12 protein-coding genes are annotated in these 16,961 nt (G+C 60.3%); 8 read left to right on the top strand and 4 right to left on the bottom strand.

Annotated features, from left to right (window positions below; genetic code table 11):
* The first annotated feature begins 230 nt into the window (after positions 1–230).
* Entirely contained in the window at positions 231–2,762 is a 2,532-nt protein-coding gene (locus AC3RLQ_RS16570) for a serine/threonine-protein kinase (RefSeq protein ID WP_493029792.1), read from the top strand.
* A gap of 29 nt (positions 2,763–2,791) precedes the next feature.
* Here AC3RLQ_RS16570 and AC3RLQ_RS16565 read toward each other — a convergent pair whose 3' ends face one another.
* From AC3RLQ_RS16565 to AC3RLQ_RS16555, 3 genes are all read right to left on the bottom strand, one after another.
* Positions 2,792–4,543: a serine/threonine-protein kinase gene (locus AC3RLQ_RS16565; RefSeq protein WP_493029791.1), complete on the bottom strand. Its 1,752-nt coding sequence runs from the start codon at positions 4,541–4,543 to the stop codon at positions 2,792–2,794.
* Positions 4,544–4,664: 121 nt separating this feature from the next.
* The gene (locus tag AC3RLQ_RS16560; protein WP_493029790.1) at positions 4,665–5,258 is read right to left on the bottom strand and encodes a hypothetical protein; all 594 of its coding nucleotides are present in this window, start codon (positions 5,256–5,258) and stop codon (positions 4,665–4,667) included.
* A 157-nt stretch (positions 5,259–5,415) separates the two neighbouring features.
* The gene (locus AC3RLQ_RS16555; protein ID WP_493029789.1) at positions 5,416–7,737 is read right to left on the bottom strand and encodes a hypothetical protein; all 2,322 of its coding nucleotides are present in this window, start codon (positions 7,735–7,737) and stop codon (positions 5,416–5,418) included.
* A 120-nt stretch (positions 7,738–7,857) separates the two neighbouring features.
* Between AC3RLQ_RS16555 and AC3RLQ_RS16550 the strand changes: the two genes are divergently transcribed.
* On the top strand, positions 7,858–9,351 hold the full coding sequence (locus tag AC3RLQ_RS16550) for a type IV secretory system conjugative DNA transfer family protein (RefSeq protein ID WP_493029788.1): 1,494 nt from the start codon (positions 7,858–7,860) through the stop codon (positions 9,349–9,351).
* Positions 9,352–9,411: 60 nt separating this feature from the next.
* Positions 9,412–9,846: a cyclic nucleotide-binding domain-containing protein gene (locus AC3RLQ_RS16545; RefSeq protein ID WP_493029787.1), complete on the top strand. Its 435-nt coding sequence runs from the start codon at positions 9,412–9,414 to the stop codon at positions 9,844–9,846.
* Between the two features lie 62 nt (positions 9,847–9,908).
* On the opposite strand, the gene AC3RLQ_RS16540 is transcribed toward AC3RLQ_RS16545, so the two are convergent.
* The gene (locus tag AC3RLQ_RS16540) at positions 9,909–11,870 is read right to left on the bottom strand and encodes a protein kinase domain-containing protein (protein WP_493029786.1); all 1,962 of its coding nucleotides are present in this window, start codon (positions 11,868–11,870) and stop codon (positions 9,909–9,911) included.
* Positions 11,871–12,044: 174 nt separating this feature from the next.
* Between AC3RLQ_RS16540 and AC3RLQ_RS16535 the strand changes: the two genes are divergently transcribed.
* The 5 genes from AC3RLQ_RS16535 to AC3RLQ_RS16515 all read left to right on the top strand — a co-directional run bounded on the left by AC3RLQ_RS16535 (position 12,045) and on the right by AC3RLQ_RS16515 (position 16,927).
* Positions 12,045–12,797: an RNA polymerase sigma factor gene (locus tag AC3RLQ_RS16535; RefSeq protein WP_493029785.1), complete on the top strand. Its 753-nt coding sequence runs from the start codon at positions 12,045–12,047 to the stop codon at positions 12,795–12,797.
* Between the two features lie 131 nt (positions 12,798–12,928).
* Positions 12,929–13,237 carry a hypothetical protein gene (locus tag AC3RLQ_RS16530; protein WP_397381395.1) on the top strand — a complete coding sequence of 103 codons (309 nt, stop codon included), beginning with the start codon at positions 12,929–12,931 and terminating at the stop codon, positions 13,235–13,237.
* A gap of 88 nt (positions 13,238–13,325) precedes the next feature.
* Positions 13,326–13,697, top strand: a complete 372-nt coding sequence (locus tag AC3RLQ_RS16525) for a hypothetical protein (protein ID WP_493029784.1) — start codon at positions 13,326–13,328, stop codon at positions 13,695–13,697.
* 9 nt (positions 13,698–13,706) lie between these two features.
* Positions 13,707–16,406, top strand: coding sequence for a TraG/VirB4 family ATPase (locus AC3RLQ_RS16520; protein ID WP_493029783.1), 2,700 nt, complete (start codon positions 13,707–13,709; stop codon positions 16,404–16,406).
* Positions 16,403–16,927, top strand: a complete 525-nt coding sequence (locus AC3RLQ_RS16515; protein WP_493029782.1) for a hypothetical protein — start codon at positions 16,403–16,405, stop codon at positions 16,925–16,927. Before AC3RLQ_RS16520 ends, AC3RLQ_RS16515 begins: the two co-directional genes overlap by 4 nt.
* Positions 16,928–16,961 lie beyond the last annotated feature (34 nt).

Below are 16,961 nucleotides of genomic sequence, written 5' to 3'. Positions count from 1 at the left end.
TGGCGTGCACCTCGATAAAGCGCCGCCCGTGGAATTGCTGTTGAACCAAGCATTTTGGAGAAATTAAGTGCGGTGTGGTCAAGTCTCGTTAATGCAAGAAGTGTCAACTCAGAAACCCTTGGGGCGGACTCGAATCCCACCTAGAGCACAACTGGTGAACATCGGCATTCATTGCGTATGATGTCGATGACATTTGAGCTACCGCAACGCACTCTTTGAACCGGAACCGCATGGCCACCACGAGCGAAACACCTCCCAACCGCAAGTCTGAAGCCGGGTTGTTTGATCTGGCCATGGCCGACGTGACGACCATGGACTCCATGGACCCGAAGTGTCTGCAGAGTCCTGAGCAGGCCGGGGAGATCATCGGGGGGCGCTACATTCTGCGCTCTGTTCTTGGTGAAGGTGGAACGGGACAGGTGTGGCGTGCCGAGCAGACGGAGCCGGTGAAGCGGGATGTGGCGATCAAGATCGTCCGCCCTGGACTGCTGACGCAGCCGGTGGCGGCACGGTTTGAGCGGGAGCATCAGGTGCTGGCGCGGATGGAGCATCCGAACATCGCCGCCATATTTGATGCGGGAGAACTGCCGGATGGGAGAACGTATTTTGTGATGGAGGTGGTGTCAGGCGCCGCCGTCACGCTGTGGTGCCAGAAGCGGAAGCTGCCGGTGAGGGAACGGCTGGAAATCTTTGTGCAGGCGTGCATGGCAGTGCAGCATGCGCATCAGCGCGGCATTCTGCACCGGGATCTGAAGCCCTCGAATGTGATGGTGGTGGAAGTGGATGGCCGGCCGCTGGTGAAAGTGATTGATTTTGGGATCGCCAAGGCGCTGGAAGGTGATCTGGCAGGAAGAGAGGATGCGACCCTGTGCGGCATGGTGCTGGGGACTCCGCGCTACATGAGTCCTGAGCAGGCCAAACTGAACGGCGAGGATGTGGACATCCGTACGGACGTGTATGCACTGGGGGTGCTGTTGTATGAACTGCTGACGGGTACAACGCCGATTCCCGCTGAAGAGGGCCATGAACCGCCGCTGCCCGAACTGCTGGAGCAGGTGCGCCACAACGAAACCGAAATGCCCAGCCAGCGTGTGCTGCGGCTGCCGAAGCCGGTTTGTTCCAATGCCAGAGCACTCTCACGGGAACTGCGCGGTGAACTGGACTGGATCGCGCTGCGGGCTTTGCAGAAGAACCGTGAGTTGCGGTACCCCACGGTGCTGAATCTGGCGGAGGATGTGCAGCACTACCTGCGCGATGAGCCCGTGTCCGCCGGGCCGCCTGGAATCACGTATCAACTTAAAAAATGGCTGGTGAGAAATCGCGGTGCGGTGAGCACAGCGGCGGCGGTGGCGGTGTCACTGGCTGGAGGCATGGTGGCCACCTGGTGGGCGCTGGAGCGGGAGGAAGTACAGCGGCAGGAGGTGCAGCGCCAGATGCTGGAGGCGCGGAGCAAGGCTGACCTAGCGCTGCAGGTCGGCGCACAGCTGAAAGACCTGATCAACAACGCGCGCAAGCATGTGAGCGCAGGCATGAACACGCAGCTGCTGCGCAAGCTGGCAGACGAATATGCCGAGGGCATGGCGCGGTTTGCGCAACAGCCCCGAGCTGAAGCGCAGCTCGCGGAGCAACTGGCCCATCTCTATATGGCGCTGGAAGAGTCCGCGCGTGCTCAGCCCTGGCTGCAGCGCCAGTGGGAACTGCTGAAACAGACCGAGGGAGAGAATTCTGAGGCCGCACTGCATGCCCTGTACACCTTGGGATGGAGGTATTTAGGAGAGGGTGAGCCGGAAAAGGCGGTGAAGGCCCTGCGTGAGGCGCTGGCAGGTTACCAGACGCTGCCGATAAACCAGGGGCAGGTGCGCGATCAAATCCTGCGGGTGCGCAAGGAACTGGCGCGGGCGCTTTCGCGCTGCGGCCAGCGGCAGGATGCGGCGGCGCTGATGGCCGAAGTGGTGGCTGCAAAGGATGACTCCGACCCTGCGGAGAAAGCCGTGTGGATGCGGGATCATGCGGAAATTCTGAAGTTCGCAGGCCGCAAGACTGAGGCCGTGACCGTCCTGCAGCGTGCTCTCGATATCCTGCCTGCTGACGACAGCACGGCGGACCCGCGGGTTTATCTCATGTCCATGATGGCGGACCTGACGGGCAGGCCGGAGCATTACAAGCAGACGCTGGTGGCATCTGCCGAACGTATTCGAGTTTGTGAAGAGCAAGCCGGCGGTGATTACTCGCGACTGCTTAACGCCCTGATTTTACATGCCACGCTGGCCTGCAAGGTTTCCGGGTGCCCCGGTGGTGAGGAAGCTGCGCGGCGAGTGCTGGCCATGGCACAGTCTGCAGGGCATGAATCGCGGCTGGCGGACGCCTGGATCGCGCTGAGCGAAACGCTGAGGATCAAGCGCCAGTTTCGTGAGTCGGAGGCGGTCTTGCGCGATGCGATTGCTGAAGTCAGCAAGACCAAAGCCGAGAACTGGCGTTTGCTGGAACTGCACAGGCGTCTGGGAGATCTGCTCACGGCCCGCAGTGATTTTGCCGCAGCGCTGGCCGAGTATGAAACGGCCGCCGATGGGTGGTTCGACAAACCTTCCTCGGGACGGCCACCGGAGAAGGAACGGCTCATTTTTGTGAGCTTCATCAGCTTTTGGAAACTGGCTGCGGAGGCGAATTCGCCCGTGGCTGACGAACACGAACTGGCGGAGTGGGAGCGCAGGCTGGAGGAGTGGAAGGCTGCACGGCCAACCACCGCCTCTGCGCGGGGGTGACGAAGTGCTGCCGCGGCGAGCGGCGCACTTTAGTCCCGGTTGAAGAAGCGGCCGATGGATTTGCCGGCACGCTGAAACAAATTGGGCTCTTCCTTGGGGGCGGACTTTCTGCGGGAGGAGGAACCGGCCACGGATGACGAAGGCGACTTCCATTGCGGCTCATCAGGCTTGTCCATCAAAGCCAGGGAGGCAAGGGTGGGGCCATCGAGCAGGCCATTGGGAAGGAGTCCGTTTTTGGCCTGGTAGAGAATGATGGCGTTGTGCGTGCCTTTGCCCTCCTTGCCATCTTGGGTGGAGCTGTAGAGGGACTTCTCTTTCAGAATGCGCTGCACTTCATAGAGCAGGTGACGGCGACCAGCCTCAGAGTAGGTGGTTTGCGGTGGGGTAGGGAAAATGCGGTCGATGGACCAGAATCCTTCCGGGGGCTCCGAGACGGGAGGCTGGATCATCGTAGCAGGAGGCTGTGCAGCGGCGATCGCAGGTTGTGCGGGTGCAGGCATGTCCTGCGTCACCGGTGGCACCGGAGGAGCGGGTGGTGTTGCCGCCGTCATAGGAGTTGCAGGAGGTGGTGCCACCGGAATTGCCGGAGGTGTGACTGGAGTGACGACCGCCGGCGCCGGAGCAGCAGGTGCAGCCGCCAGCATTGGCGCAGCAGGATCGGAGGGGGGCGGGGCAGCGTCCGGCGTTGGAGCCGCAGGTGCTGCCGTCACGGCAGGAGCAGGCTGGGGAGTGGTGGATTTAAAATAAAACGCGGCACCGGCTGCGAGCACCGCCACGGCAGCGGCGGCATAGACCGGGGTGCGGCTTTTGTGCTGGACCTTCGGCTGGATGAAGGGCTGGGTGGTGACGTTGGTATTGGATTTTAAGCCGAGCAGCTCGAGGAGCTTGCCAGCGCTGGGCGGGCGCAGATTTGGATCTTTGTGAAGACAGGCGGCGATGACGGCCTCCCACTCCTTGGGGATGCGGTCGCTGGCCTTGATCTCCAGCTCTTCACGCCTTTCACCCATGGTGGAGGGGATTTTGGAGGTGAGCTGGGAAGGGATGTCTCCGCGATAAAAGGGCGGCTTGCCGGAGAGCAGTTCATAGATCGTGGCACCGAGGGAGTACACGTCATCGGTGGGGGCGGGGCGCTCTCCCATGGCCTGCTGCGGGCTCATGTAGGGCAGGGTGCCGCTGACTCCGAGCTGGGAAATGGAGAGCCTCTGCATGGTGTCCGAGATGCTGCGGGCGATGCCGAAGTCGGCGATCTTGGCCGTGTCATCCAGGCTCATGGCCATGATGTTGGAGGGCTTGAGGTCGCGGTGGACGACCTTGCGCTGAAAGTGCGCGTAATCGAGCGCCTCGCAGACGCCGGGGAGCCATTTGGCCACCTGCTCAGTGGTGAAGACTCCATGGTCGGTGGTGGCACGCAGTTCGGAAAGCGTTTTGCCATCCACAAACTCCATCGAGATGGCGGCCTCATCCTCATCGTCCACAAAGTCGTAGATGCGGACGATGTTTGGATGGGAAAGCTCGAGGCCACGACGGGTCTCGGTTTTGAGTTCTTTGACCGCTGAGGGATCGAGACCAATGAGGCTGGGGAGAAACTTCAGAGCCACGGGCCTCTCAAGTTTTAGGTCGTCAGCCAGCCACACGACGCCCATGCCGCCACGGCCCAGAACGCGGGACAGGCGGTAGCGATTGAAATAGACAGCGCCTGCCGCCGGAGTGCGGACCTTGATCGTTTGATCAAAATCTTCTGCCGCGCCTGCTGCCGGACTGCTGGAGGGGGGGATGTCCATGAAACGAGAATTGAGCGAGGCGCTAATTTATGCCGGTGAACAGGAGTGTCATTTAACTTTTACTGTAGCGGGAGGTGGTTTGACCGCTTGGTGGGCGGTTTTATTAGAGGATTTATGCGAGCTACTCGGCGAGCCAGGCGAAAACGTTGTCCTCCCAGGTGGAGGGATTGCCGTCTTTGCCGGCATGCCAGACGAGGACATCCTGCTGGATGTTCTTGTCAGGTGCTGCAGGGTTGGGAATGCGACCGTCGCCATTGAAGTCAAAGCTGACGAAGAAGTGAGCGGCTTTGAGTTCTTTCAGGGTCTTGGCGGAGAGATCCCAAGGTTTGAAGTAATTGACCTGTGAGGGGTTCAATCCCTCATCAACACCGGCAATGGCGGCGACCATGGCCTGATTGATGGGATAGACAGTCTTCTCATCGAACGCAGTTCCGACTGGCAAAGGGTAGCCGTGCTGGTGCGAGTGGAAGTCACGCAGGGCGCTGATGATTTTGCGGCATTGGTCGCGCATCACCGAGGTTTCCGAATAGTCTGAACGCGAGTGTTCTGGCGGTGTGGGTGCGTTGTTCGTAACCTCCTTGCTGCGGTTCATTTTCAGGGGTGGTGTCCACCACAGGTAGAGCAGGAAGAGGCAGCCTGCGCCGAAGAGGAGGAGCATGAAGGCAAGCAAGAGACGCTTGGGTGAAGGGGTGCTGGGTTGGGTAGTGTGTTCCATGGACCGAAGTAGCCGACTTCTCCATGCCATGTGACAAGGAGCAGAAGAAATGGAGCCCTTTGGAAAGGCCGTGCCATACCCCATGACGCCCCCCTGCCACCGCATGCATGCGGTGGCCGCGGCGTGACATGACGGGCCCCAAAGAGCCGGAGCGGAATCAAAGATGGGAGCTGGTGAGGGAATTTCCTCCGGGCTTTGGCCCGGAAGGCTTGGCTGCCTGCCAGCTGCCGCTGGCACGGAGGCTGTTGCCTGCGGGTTTGGGCTCTTCTCCGCCAACTCCTTGGGCCGCTTTGTGACCGCCCAGCTGGGGAGCGCTGTTGGTGCGTTTGAGCATCTCGGCCACGCTGGGAGCTTTGGCCAGACCTTCCTTTTGCACTTCGACTTCCACCTCCACATCGGCGTCGAGCTCCTCCAGATCAGAGACTACCAACTCGTCGTCGGCAGCCTTGACGGTGAGATCTCCTTCCTTGCTCTTGGCGGCGATCCTGGCCTTGGCCGCCTTGGGCTGGTCGTTGCCCTGGGCCAGATTGTCCTGATTGGGGACTGCGGGCGCCATGTCTGAGGGCGGAGGATGATTGAACTGGCCGGGGGGAGGTGGAGCGGGGTGGTTCGGGACCATGCCTGCGAGGGCAGGATTTGGCTGGACCGCGACGGGCTGATTCTGCACGGCGTTGTTCTGCGCCGCGACAGGCTGATTCTTCGCAGCATGACTGGCCACCGCCTCACGAGCGTAGGCGCGTGCGTCCGTCTTGAGCTCGTTGCTCAAGGCATTTTCGGCGATGGTGTCCAGCTGCTTTTGCAACTGGCCGATGCGCTGCATGGCCTCGAATTTCTTTTCGCCATAAAATTCCTGGCGCTTGGCCGTTCCTCCGCTGGCGAGACTGCGGACGAGAGAGCCTAGCTTGTTCTTCTGCAGGCCGGCCTGCTCTTTTTCGTAATGGGCCACCTTGTCCTTCAGTTCCTTGAGCTCCCGGGTGATGGCCTGCGCCTGCTGTGCATCCGCGCCGAGATGAGAGATGAAGGCGGGATTGCTTGTCATGGCCTGCTTGGCGACCTCAAGCTGCTTGGCATAGATGGCCGCCTCGGCATTACGCGGGGCTTGGGGCGCGGTGTTCTGGTCACGCACGAGGAAGTTCCCCGGGACCTGCTGGGCGTTGAGTTCGTAGCGTTTGGTCTGGATCGCCACGGCACCGAGATAGGAGGTTTTCGGCACATCTGAGAGATTGGCGGCGTTATCGACGTCCGTGTCCTCAATGTTGCCGCCCAATTTTGCCTGCACCTGGGCCTGCTGGGCAGCCATGGCCGCGTTGTAGGTGTCATCGTTGAACTCAGCCACCACCTTGATGGCTCCCCCTGGCTGCTTGAGTTCGTTTTGCATCTGCACCAGACGGCCGCATGCGCTCTCGATGGCGGCATCGCTGAGCTTGCTGATCTTGTCCGGCGCGGGCATGTTTTTGAGCGTTTCGCGCAGGGTGTCCGGGTCCAGGGCCAGGATTTTTTGAGCGGTCTCCTGATGCATCTGCTGCGGCATCTTTCCCACTACTTTCGCGCGCATGCCCTTGGGCATGCCCTGGGTGGTTTCTTCGAGGCTGCGCTCTGGGAAGGCCAGGTCGTTGTCGATGCCGGTGACCTTGTTGTTCTGGTCCACAAACATGTTGCCGCAATGGCGGTCAATCTGGCCGGTGAGATAGTCCACGGCCTCCAAGTCCGCGAGGCCACGTTGGAGTGTGGGATTTTTCAAATCCACCTTGAGGCTGTAATCCTTTTTCTCCCCGCCTTCGTTGAAGCGGTAGGTGCCGGTGATGCCTGCTCCGTCGCCTTGAATGCTCACGCCGACGACATCGCCCTCCCTGGTCACTCCGAACGTTTCTTCAGCCAGAATGTTCGTGCCAAGAAGCTGGTCCACCTGACTGGAGGCCACGCTGCGAGCCAGCAGGCCACGGTCTGCGGGAGTCGGAAGTCCAGGATCGAACAAATCGACGGCGGCTCCTTCCACCTTGCCGAGGGCTGCGGAGGCTGCCGCGGCTTCCTGGCTGCGCTGTTCCAGACCAGGCAGCGCAGCCTGCATGGCTGCGAGCACCTGCTGGGGATTCATGGCGTCCACGCCATCGCGATCTGCTGCAGGGAGGCCGCTTTTGAGTGCTGTCACGGCAGCCGACATCTTGGTCTGCAGTTCCTCAGCGTTGTCATTTCCCTCTGCCGCCTGGGCGAGGGCGGCCGTCAGTTCACCGCTGGCCTGGTTGATGCCGGCGATGACTCCGGGCAACCGCAGGCTTTCGGCGGTGGATGTCACAAGTTTCTGCCCATCAAACTGGTACTTGGCAAACCCCACGGTTTCCCCGCCTTTGCCCAGCGCCGCTCCATCGAGACCGGTGAGCATGAATGTTTCGTTGGCCTGTACTCCTGCGATGGCGTCGGGATTCGAAGCCATGTGAAAAGTGTCGAAGTTAAGAGGGGTGGGCGGCTTCGGAATGGGCATGGCGTAGATGGGGGTAATCAGCCTGAAATTAGCCGCCGCATTTCAAACTGTGACACACGGGCGAAAATGGCGTCACAAATCAGCGCTGACGGGCTAGCACCACGCAGCGCCTCTCCAAGCATGTTTTCATTTCTCAAATTCCTCGTCGCCGTCGGCATCGCCACCTTTGGCATCTGGTATGTGTTTCAGTATGACAGCATCAATGAAGTCACGGGAGGGGTGGCCTTCTTATGTGTGCTGGGGGCGCTGGTGCTGCTGAAGTGGCAGCCGGATTTTTCGAAGAAGGACTACATTGTGAAGTACAAGAATCTCAAGTGGCTGCCGGGGGAGTTCACGCGGCATTGGCTGATCACGGGAGACACGGGAGTGGGCAAGACGACCTCGGGCTTCAATCCGCTGCTGCACCAGATCAGCGTGAGCCGGCCTAACTGGGGTGGACTCATCCTCGGGGCCAAGGGGGACGAGCATTTCTTTGCGCTGGAACACTTCACCGGCCATGGGAGGCCGGAGGCGGTGTGCGTGCTGATGGTGCGTCCGGACCGACTGGACCGCAAATGGCAGCCCAAGGAGCGCTACAATCTCGTCTCAGATCCGCGGCTGCCTTACACCACGCATGCGAAGAACCTCGTCGATACGGGGGCCTCGTTAACGGAAGGGGAGCAATCTTCCTTCTTCAAACCGGCGGCACAGCAGGCGCTGACCTGCGCGTTTGAGCTGCTGGAAACTCTGGGCAAGCCGGTGAACGTGCTGCGTGCCTACGAGTTCCTCACGGACAAGTCGAACATGGAGGCGCTCTTCAACGAACTGCTGGATGCGGAGAGCACGCCGGAGCGCATCAAGCTGGCGAAGTATTTTGATCAGACCTTCCTGAATGCGCAGGCGGCAGAACAGAAAGAAGGACTCGTGGGCACGCTGAAGGTAATGCTGGGCTTCTTCACGCATCCGGACATCGCGGAGATCTTCTGCTCCGACCTGCCCAACACCATCGATATCACCGATGTGGACAAAGGCCGCGTGTTCTGCACGGCCATGCCGCAGACCTTCCAGACCGAGCGCCGTTACATCAACACCTACATCAAGCTGCTGTTCTACACGCATGCGATGATGCGTTTCGACAAGCCGAAGAAGGAACGCAAGACGGAGAACCTGCTCATCGCGCTGATGGATGAGTTTCAGGCGCTGGCCACGGCGAGTGAGGATGGTATTTCCGACCACAACGTGATCGACCGACTGCGTGCGGCAAACTGCTGCCTCATCCTGGGCATGCAGAGTGATGCCTCGCTGTTCCCCGTGCTCGGCAAGGAAACCGCGCAGGTGCTCACACTGAACTGCCGCTCGCGAATCGCGTTCCGTCAGCCGGACCCAGAAGGGGCGCAGGCGGTAGCGGAATTCATTGCGAAGGTGGAGACGAAGAAAGTTTCCAAATCCTCCGGCTTCCTGGGCAAAGACAGCAGCAAGACCGTGAACAAAGAATGGGACTACGAAGTGCAGCCCGGCGAGCTCATGAAGATGCCGGACGCCACCGCCTGGATCATCCACCCGTCCAAAAAGAAAGTCCGCATGCGCATTCCCGCCATGGATGGCGCCGGGAAGATTCCTGACTGGTGGAAGTGATCCAGTCCGATAACCACTCGTCTCCAAGAACTCTCTGACCGTAGTAAAAATCAACCAACCATGCCGTCCCTCACTCCGCTTCTAGCCAACTTTAATGCCAACGAACTCACGCTGCTCTCCAGCTTTGGAGACTCGCGCTCCTACCAGCCGGGCGATGTCGTCATCCGTCAGGGGGATGAAAATGACCATCTCTATCTGGTGCTGAAAGGGAAGCTGGAAGTGCTGCAGGAGGTGGATGGCGCTGATCAGGTGGTGGCAGTGCTGGAAGCTGGTGATTCGCTGGGCGAGGTGAGCATCTTCGACCCCGGTCCGGCCAGCGCGACGGTACGTGCGGGATCCGAGGCTGAAGTCTGGCTCATCACACGTGACAGCTTGGAGCGTCTGCACGCGGCCAATCCGAAGGTGGCCTACCGACTTCTGACCCGCATCACCACCTGCCTTTCCAAGCGCATGCGTGACATGAATGACAAGCTGGTGGATCTGGCTAACCGCTGAATTTAAAGCTGTGCAACCACACGGCAAACCCTCCCCCGCCAGAATAGTGGGGGCTGAGGGGCCTACTTTTTCTTGTGGCGGATGAGCGGCAGCGCCAGGCGATCCAGAGGGCTGGTGGTCCAGCGGCCACCGAACTGGGGGAGTAGCATGACGGCCTGCCGTTCGGGTTTTGGAGTTGCGCCGAGTTTGAGCTGGCGTGCAGGCGGGGGGTTGGGCTGGCCGGGGCTGGGCTTGGAGCTTATTCCCCAAGTCTGCCCGCCGGGGTCGGAGGTGATGGAAGAGTCGGTTGGGAAGTTGTTCCAGGAGGCGCTGAACATCTGGATCACGCGACCTCGGGGATCGGCCCAGCCGATGCGGCCGTGCTCGGCCTCCAACCGAAAGTGGAACTGAGGGCGGCCTGCTTCGTCTTCTGAAATGGCGCTGCAAAAGATGACGCGGTATTCGCCGGGGGCCAGCACCAGACCCGCAGCTCCGGGCTTCATGTTGGCACCGAGACGGTCCTCAAAAAGCTGACGGTCTTTGTAGTGGATGAGTTTCCAGCCCGTCAGATCGACAGGCTGAGAGCCCGGGTTGTGAACTTCGATCCAGTCCGGGGTGTCGCCAAGGGCGGTGCGCAGGGTGCCGCTGTTTTTCGGCTGGACTTCGGTGACGACCGCGGGTGGTTCAGCGGCGGCAGGCATCCAGGCTTCGAAGTCCCAGGGGCTGCCGTCCGACCACGAAAAGGGAGCGCCCGTTTCCGCCTGCATGCCGCCGGTCCAGACGTCGGAGTGGATGCCATGCTCATCGAACAACTGGCTCAGCTCTGCCAGTTCTGATGCGGAGTGTACGCTGGCCAGTTCGACATCGGGCATGTTCTTCACCTTGGCCTGCGCCTGAAGCCATGTCATGCGGCCATTGAGGAGGGAGAAGGTGCTGTTCAGAGGGACCACAGCGACGTTTTGGAGCAGCGGTGCTTCTGCCGGGCGCATTTTTTGCAGCACCTGCTTGTTCACTTCGTCGAACAAATAGATGAACCCGGTGGTGACGATGACGGTGGTCATCATGGAAATGATCGGCCGCTTGACGATGGTGCGCTGGATAGCAGGCTGGGTGATGCGGTCGGAGGCCTGTTTGATGGCTTTCTTGAGCTCTGCAGCGTTTTGGTAGCGGTCAGCCGGACTTTCGCGCAGCGCTTTGGTGATGATCTTATCCAGTGCAGGAGGGCTGCCGGCTTTTTTGGAGGGGGGCTCAAAGACGCCGACCGGAAAGTGGCCGGTGATCATTTCATAGAGCGTGACGCCCACGCTGAAAATGTCCACGCGGTGATCGACCGAAGCATTCGGCCGGCGCTGTTCTGGCGCGGCATAGACGGGGGTGCCCATGATGAGGGAACTGCGGGTCTGTGCCGTGGTGGTGGATTCCGCCTTCACCAGCTTGGCCAGGCCGAAGTCCGCCACGCGCACGCTGTTGCGTCCGTCGATGAGGATGTTTGTGGGCTTGATGTCGCGGTGAATGACGCCGTGGTCATGGGCGAACTGCAGTCCTTCACACACCTGGGCGATGATTTCCAGAACGCGGGGAAGGGGCAGCTGCTCCTGCTTCAGGATTTCAAAGAGCGAGGTGCCATGCACGTACTCCATCACGATGAACAGGTGCCCGAGGGCATTGCGGCCAAAATCATACACCGCGACGATGTTTGGATGCTGCAGCCGGGCCAGCAGGCGTGCCTCACGATGAAATCCGTCCACGAAGAGCGCATCCTTGCCGAGGTCCGGTGGCAGGATCTTCACCGCCACACGGCGCTCGAGAGAATTTTGCATGGCGGAGTAAACGGCACCCATGCCACCGCGATCAATGAAGCGGAAATCAGTGTAACCGGGGAAGCAGGACTCGAGTTCTTCCGCGAGCGGCGGCTCCCAGTCTGTGGCCTGACCGCCAAGCACGCCTTCCATGAGGCCGACGGGATTGAGACCCTGCAATACGGAAGATCTTGCCTGAGTGTGGGAGTTGTCACCGGCATCCGGTCCGGGTGAAGTGGCACTCATCAGTCAGGGATTTCGCAGGAGAATATTTGCAGAGTTTGAGACCGCGCTCGGGCGTGCAAGAGAAGTTGAGGCAGTGACATGCCTGAGTTATCCGAACAGCCGTCTTTGTGTGACTGATTTTTTTCGACTTCCAGAGTTTCAAGAGCGTAAAAAAGTGCTCTCAGATAACAGTGCATGGCCAAGACTCCTCCAACTCATCATGGTGCTTTCCCAGTCACTCGCTGGAGCATGGTGCTGGCCCTGCGCGAAGGGGGGGACGTGGGCAAAGGTCGGCTGGCGCTGGACGAATTGTGCAAGATCTATTGGCGTCCAATTTACTCGTATGCGCGCTTTCAAGGGCTGTCTCCGGCGGATGCAGAAGATCTGACGCAGAGTTTCTTTAGTTTCGTATTAGAAAAAGCTTTATTTACCACGGCAGACGCGGCGCTGGGCAAGATGCGGAACTATCTTCTCACGGCTTTCAGCCGGCATATCAAGCACTGGCAGCGGCAGGCCTCGGCGCTGAAACGCGGCGGGGGCAAAGAGATCTTGTCCATTGAAGCTTCGCAGGCGGAGGATGAACTTTCCATTCAGCCACCGGACCATCGTACTCCTGAGATGATCTACCAGCGCATGTGTGCTTTGCGCATCATTGAGGCAACGGTGGAGCAACTGGCTCAGGAGCAGGAAGCGGCGGGCAAGAAGGATCAGTTTCAACTTCTGCGCCCCAGGCTGGATCCGACCCTGGCGGGGTCGGGGAACGATGCCGAGCTCGCTGCGCGGCTGGGCATGAGCCATGACGCCGTGCGCCAGTCCATCTCACGTTTGAGAAAACGTTTTCGGGAAATCATGCGGGATCTGGTGGCTGGCACGCTGGCCGCACCGACCGATGAGATGGTGCAGGAGGAGCTGACGGCTCTGCGCAATGCTTTGGTGAGCCGGGAATAGGCCGCGGGAACATGGGGGGCGAATAAATCCTGTCACAGCAGACGGCGGTTTGGTTACTACACGGCCAGCAGACGGTGTTCACGCGCCGCGAGCTGAACTCCAAAACATCAAACTATTCATCACCCACAGAAATGAACTCCATTGCCATCACCACTCTTGGCACCAACATCCTGCGCTTCACGATGCCACTCGCCGCCTCCTCCAGCGACCTGACCAGCAAGTTCAGCGGCATCATCAACATCCTCAACCTCGTCGGCCTGGTGCTGGCCTTCGGCGGCCTGCTTTTCTCGGCGGTCATGTTCATGATGGGCAACACTGAGCGCGTGCTTTACGGGCTGGTGGGCGCCGGCATCGGTGGTCTCGCCTTCATCATCACCAAGGTCATGTTCTCCACCGCAGGCGGTTCCAGCGACGTGGATTCCATCGACATGGGCAACTAGTTCCCTGGCAATGGAGCTCTCTCCCTGATGTGCCCGGCATGGGCATATCAGGGCTGGGAGGCCGTTGTCACTTTTCGGCGATCAGACCATGGAACAGCAAGGCGTCAAACTGCACGAAACCAACGAAGGCCGCGATTCCCAGCAGGGCATCGCCGGTTTCGAAGGGGCCAACGCGCTGTGGTTTATCCTCGCCTTCGGCATGGCGCTGATGATCTTCCAAAAGATGGCCAATGCGCCGGACGCCAACATATCGGTGGCCATCCTGGCGGCCTCAGTGCCGCTGATGCTGGTCTCGCTCTATTGCTTCGGATTGAAGCAGGGGAAGCCGCCCTCCTACGATGTGGAACTGTTTGAGTGGCTCATTATCAAGGCCGCCAAAGCACCCTACTTCGCCCCAAACAAGGTGGAGCCCATCGCCCTGCCATGGGTCGATGATCCCACCAAAGACCCTCCTATTTAATCCTCCCGGATGGCGAAGTTCATCAATTCCTACCTCGACGAGGATCTCATCATCTATCGGGGGCTCCAGCGTGGCGGTGCCATCGGCAAGGGGTATAACATCGAAATGCCTGACACGGAGAACACGGACGCCAGCTGGCTCATGTCTCTGGAGGACAACCTGCGCGTGCTGCTGCGTATGGTGCGACCGGAACTGAGGCTGCAAGTGTCATGGAGCGTGGACAGCGACTACCGCAAGGAGCTGGAACGATACCGCCAGAAGACAGAGGAGCTGCCGCAGGACCGCTGGTCCACCCGGCAGCGTGAGGAGCGCTACCAACGCTACGATAAAAAAATCCGCGAGCACAAGCTGCGCCGCGAGCATCTGCAGTTTTATTTTACCTCACGCATCCAGGGCAAGACCATGGGCGGAGGGCGGCAGTATTATGAAGAACTTCTGCAGGCCGCCAAGCGCGAGCAGGGTGAGCTGGAGGAGGCCCTGCGCCAGCAGTTTGGCAGCCTCGGCGGTCGCGTGATGCCCATGAATGACATGGAGCACTTCGAGGCATTCTACCGCTACTTCAATCCGAGCGCGTTTGAAAACGAGGCGCTCAAGCTCGAAGACCTCTACGATCCGAGCAAGACCGTCTGCGACATGTGCTTCAACAGCGAGGCGGCCCCGGTGCGCATGGGTTCCTCCACCTTCAAGATGGACGGTTTCTACCAGGGCATCTGCGTGGTGAAGAGCATGCCGAAGTTCACCTACATCGGGATGATGCGCACGCTCACGCAGCTGGACATCCTGGACTACCAGATCATCACCAACATTGAGGCCGGGGATGTGGAGAAGGACCGCATCGCCACGGAAGGCAAGGTCGCGCGACTGGAGCGCGGCAAGATCACGCCCTCCCTCGAAGCGACGCTGCTGAAACTGCGCACCCGTATCCGGCGCCTGAGCACGAATGAAGTGGTGCCCTACCGCATGCACCTCATCGTGCGCGTGTGGGACAAGGACGCGGATGTGTGCTCCAGCAAGCTCTCGGCGATTCGGAATTCCATTTTGAAACTGGGCGGCGCGCAGTCCTATGAGCCCACGCTGCCGACGAGTGTGCGCAACTACTGGCAACTGTGCATGCCCGGCTGGAGCTGGGCCAACTACAACGACTTTAAGCTGTATGTCGAGGACGTGAATCTCGCGGACATGCTGCCCATTTCAAGCACGCCGACCGGTGACCTCGATGAAGCTGAGGCGATCTACGACGGCCCGCGCGGCGCGCTGGTGGGAACGACGACTTTCGTTGGCAAGGAAGGTGCGATGCGTCCGGAGCACGGCATCATGTTCGGAGCGTCAGGTGCTGGGAAATCGGTCTTCACCATCGACCTTCTCACGCAGACGGCGCCGTATTACGATTTCACGGCGATCGTGGAAGAAGGGCTTTCCTACAACCTCTTCACGCGGCTCTATGGCTGCGAGCCGATCATCGTACAACCGAACGGGAATCTGACGTTCAATTACTTCGACACGCGTGGTCTGCCGCTGAGCTCCGACCAGCTCGGTGGTGCCACAGCGGTGGCGCATCTCATGGCCGGCCCTCCGCCGGACATCGACAAGGACCGAATCCGCCAGGCGCTGCTGGCCAAGCAGATCGAACGCCTCTACATCGACCAGTTTGAAACCTGGGCGAGCCACAATGCCGAAGGCCGTGCCGAGGCCGCACGCCGTGTGGCGGTGGCCGACGAATGGCGCAAAAAACGCATGCCCAGCGGCACAGTGCTGGCGGATGCGTGGATGGATTTCCGCTCCAGCCTCATGGAGGGGGACACCATGGCCACTGAATTCGACCGTATGGCGGTGGACCCCGGGCTGCTGGAAGATTTCCTGAACAATCCGGGCAACCAATGGGACCTGATGAGCATGGCCTACACGCTGATGAAGGCGGAGGACATGCCGACGCACAGCCAGTTTGTGGAGCTGCTGAATCTGGAAAGCCGGCAGCGGCGTGCGCACCCGGACATCGGCCTGCTGCGCATGCTGCTGGAGCCGTGGAGTCGAACCGGCCGCTACGGGGCCATTTTGGATGGTGTGAACAATGTCAGTCTGAGCGGCAAAGTGGTCCACTTCGAGCTGTCGTACATTCCCGAGTCTGCCAAGGAGCTGCGCACGGTTGCCGCGTTCCTCATCACGAATGACCTGCGCAAAGAAATCATGAGCCGCCCGCGTTCCACCCGCAAGCGCGTCATCCTGGAGGAGCTTTCCGCCTTCCTCGCGATGCCGGACGGGGACCGCATCACGCGTGAGTACTATGAGCGTATGCGCAAGTATTCCTGCTGGGTGTTCTCGATCATTCAGCAGTTCCAGCGCATCAAGGACCACCCGGTGCGCTCCTCCGTCGTGGGCAACTCGCGCATCATGTTCATGCTCAAGCAGCCCGACCAGCGCGATGTGGAAAGCATGAGCGAAGGCTTCCGCATTCCCTCCATCACCAAGAAGCAGGTGACGAGTTTCCCAGATCCCTCGGAGATGAAGTCCGACCCTTATGGCTCCTTTGTGTACTACCACGAGGCCACCGGCCGGCCGCGCATCGCCATCGGCCGGCATCAGGCGTCCAAGGAGATGATCCTGGCCTCCGCCACCTCCGGGGAGGCCTTTGAACGCCAGAACGCCGAGCTCAAAAATTACGGCGGCGACGCCTACAAGATGATTCTCAGCCAAGCCAAATCGAAGAAATGAAAACGACCATCCTCATCTTTCTTGTGAGCATGTCCTCGCTGCTCACCGCGTGCTCCAATGCGGGCGGCGGCGTGAACAAGGGGCTCGTCGGTGCCGCCACCGGTGGCATCCTCGGATCCATCGTGGGCGACCGCCTTCTCAAGAGCAACAACAACGGCAGCAGCAGTTCGTCCTCCACGACAGGAGGCACCACGACGACGACGAGCAGTTCCAGCGGCGGGAGCGGTGGCGGTCTCAGTAGTCATGCTGGTCTTATCTCCGGGGCCGTCGCGGGCTATGCCGCCGGTGCCATCTCCGACTCCATGGCGCAGAACGAGGTGAGGCAGAAGTATCTCGACGGGTACAACAAGGGCCGCAGCGATGCCATCAAGGACCTCTACTGGCTCAAGCGCGATGCCGAGCGCCCGAGCAGCGGTGACGGTGTGCAGCGCCGCTATTACGAAGTGCCCGTGCCAGAGCATGTGACCACGGACGGCGTGCTCGTCGAGCCGCGCAAGGTCGTCATCGAAGTCGTTGAGTAAGCCTTTTGTCCATCCACCCACCCACCACAGCAAC

This window comes from Prosthecobacter sp. GW821-HT29F12, from assembly GCF_058803405.1.
Note: the sequence above shows the minus strand (reverse complement) of the source record. Positions and strands in the feature narration are given on the sequence as shown.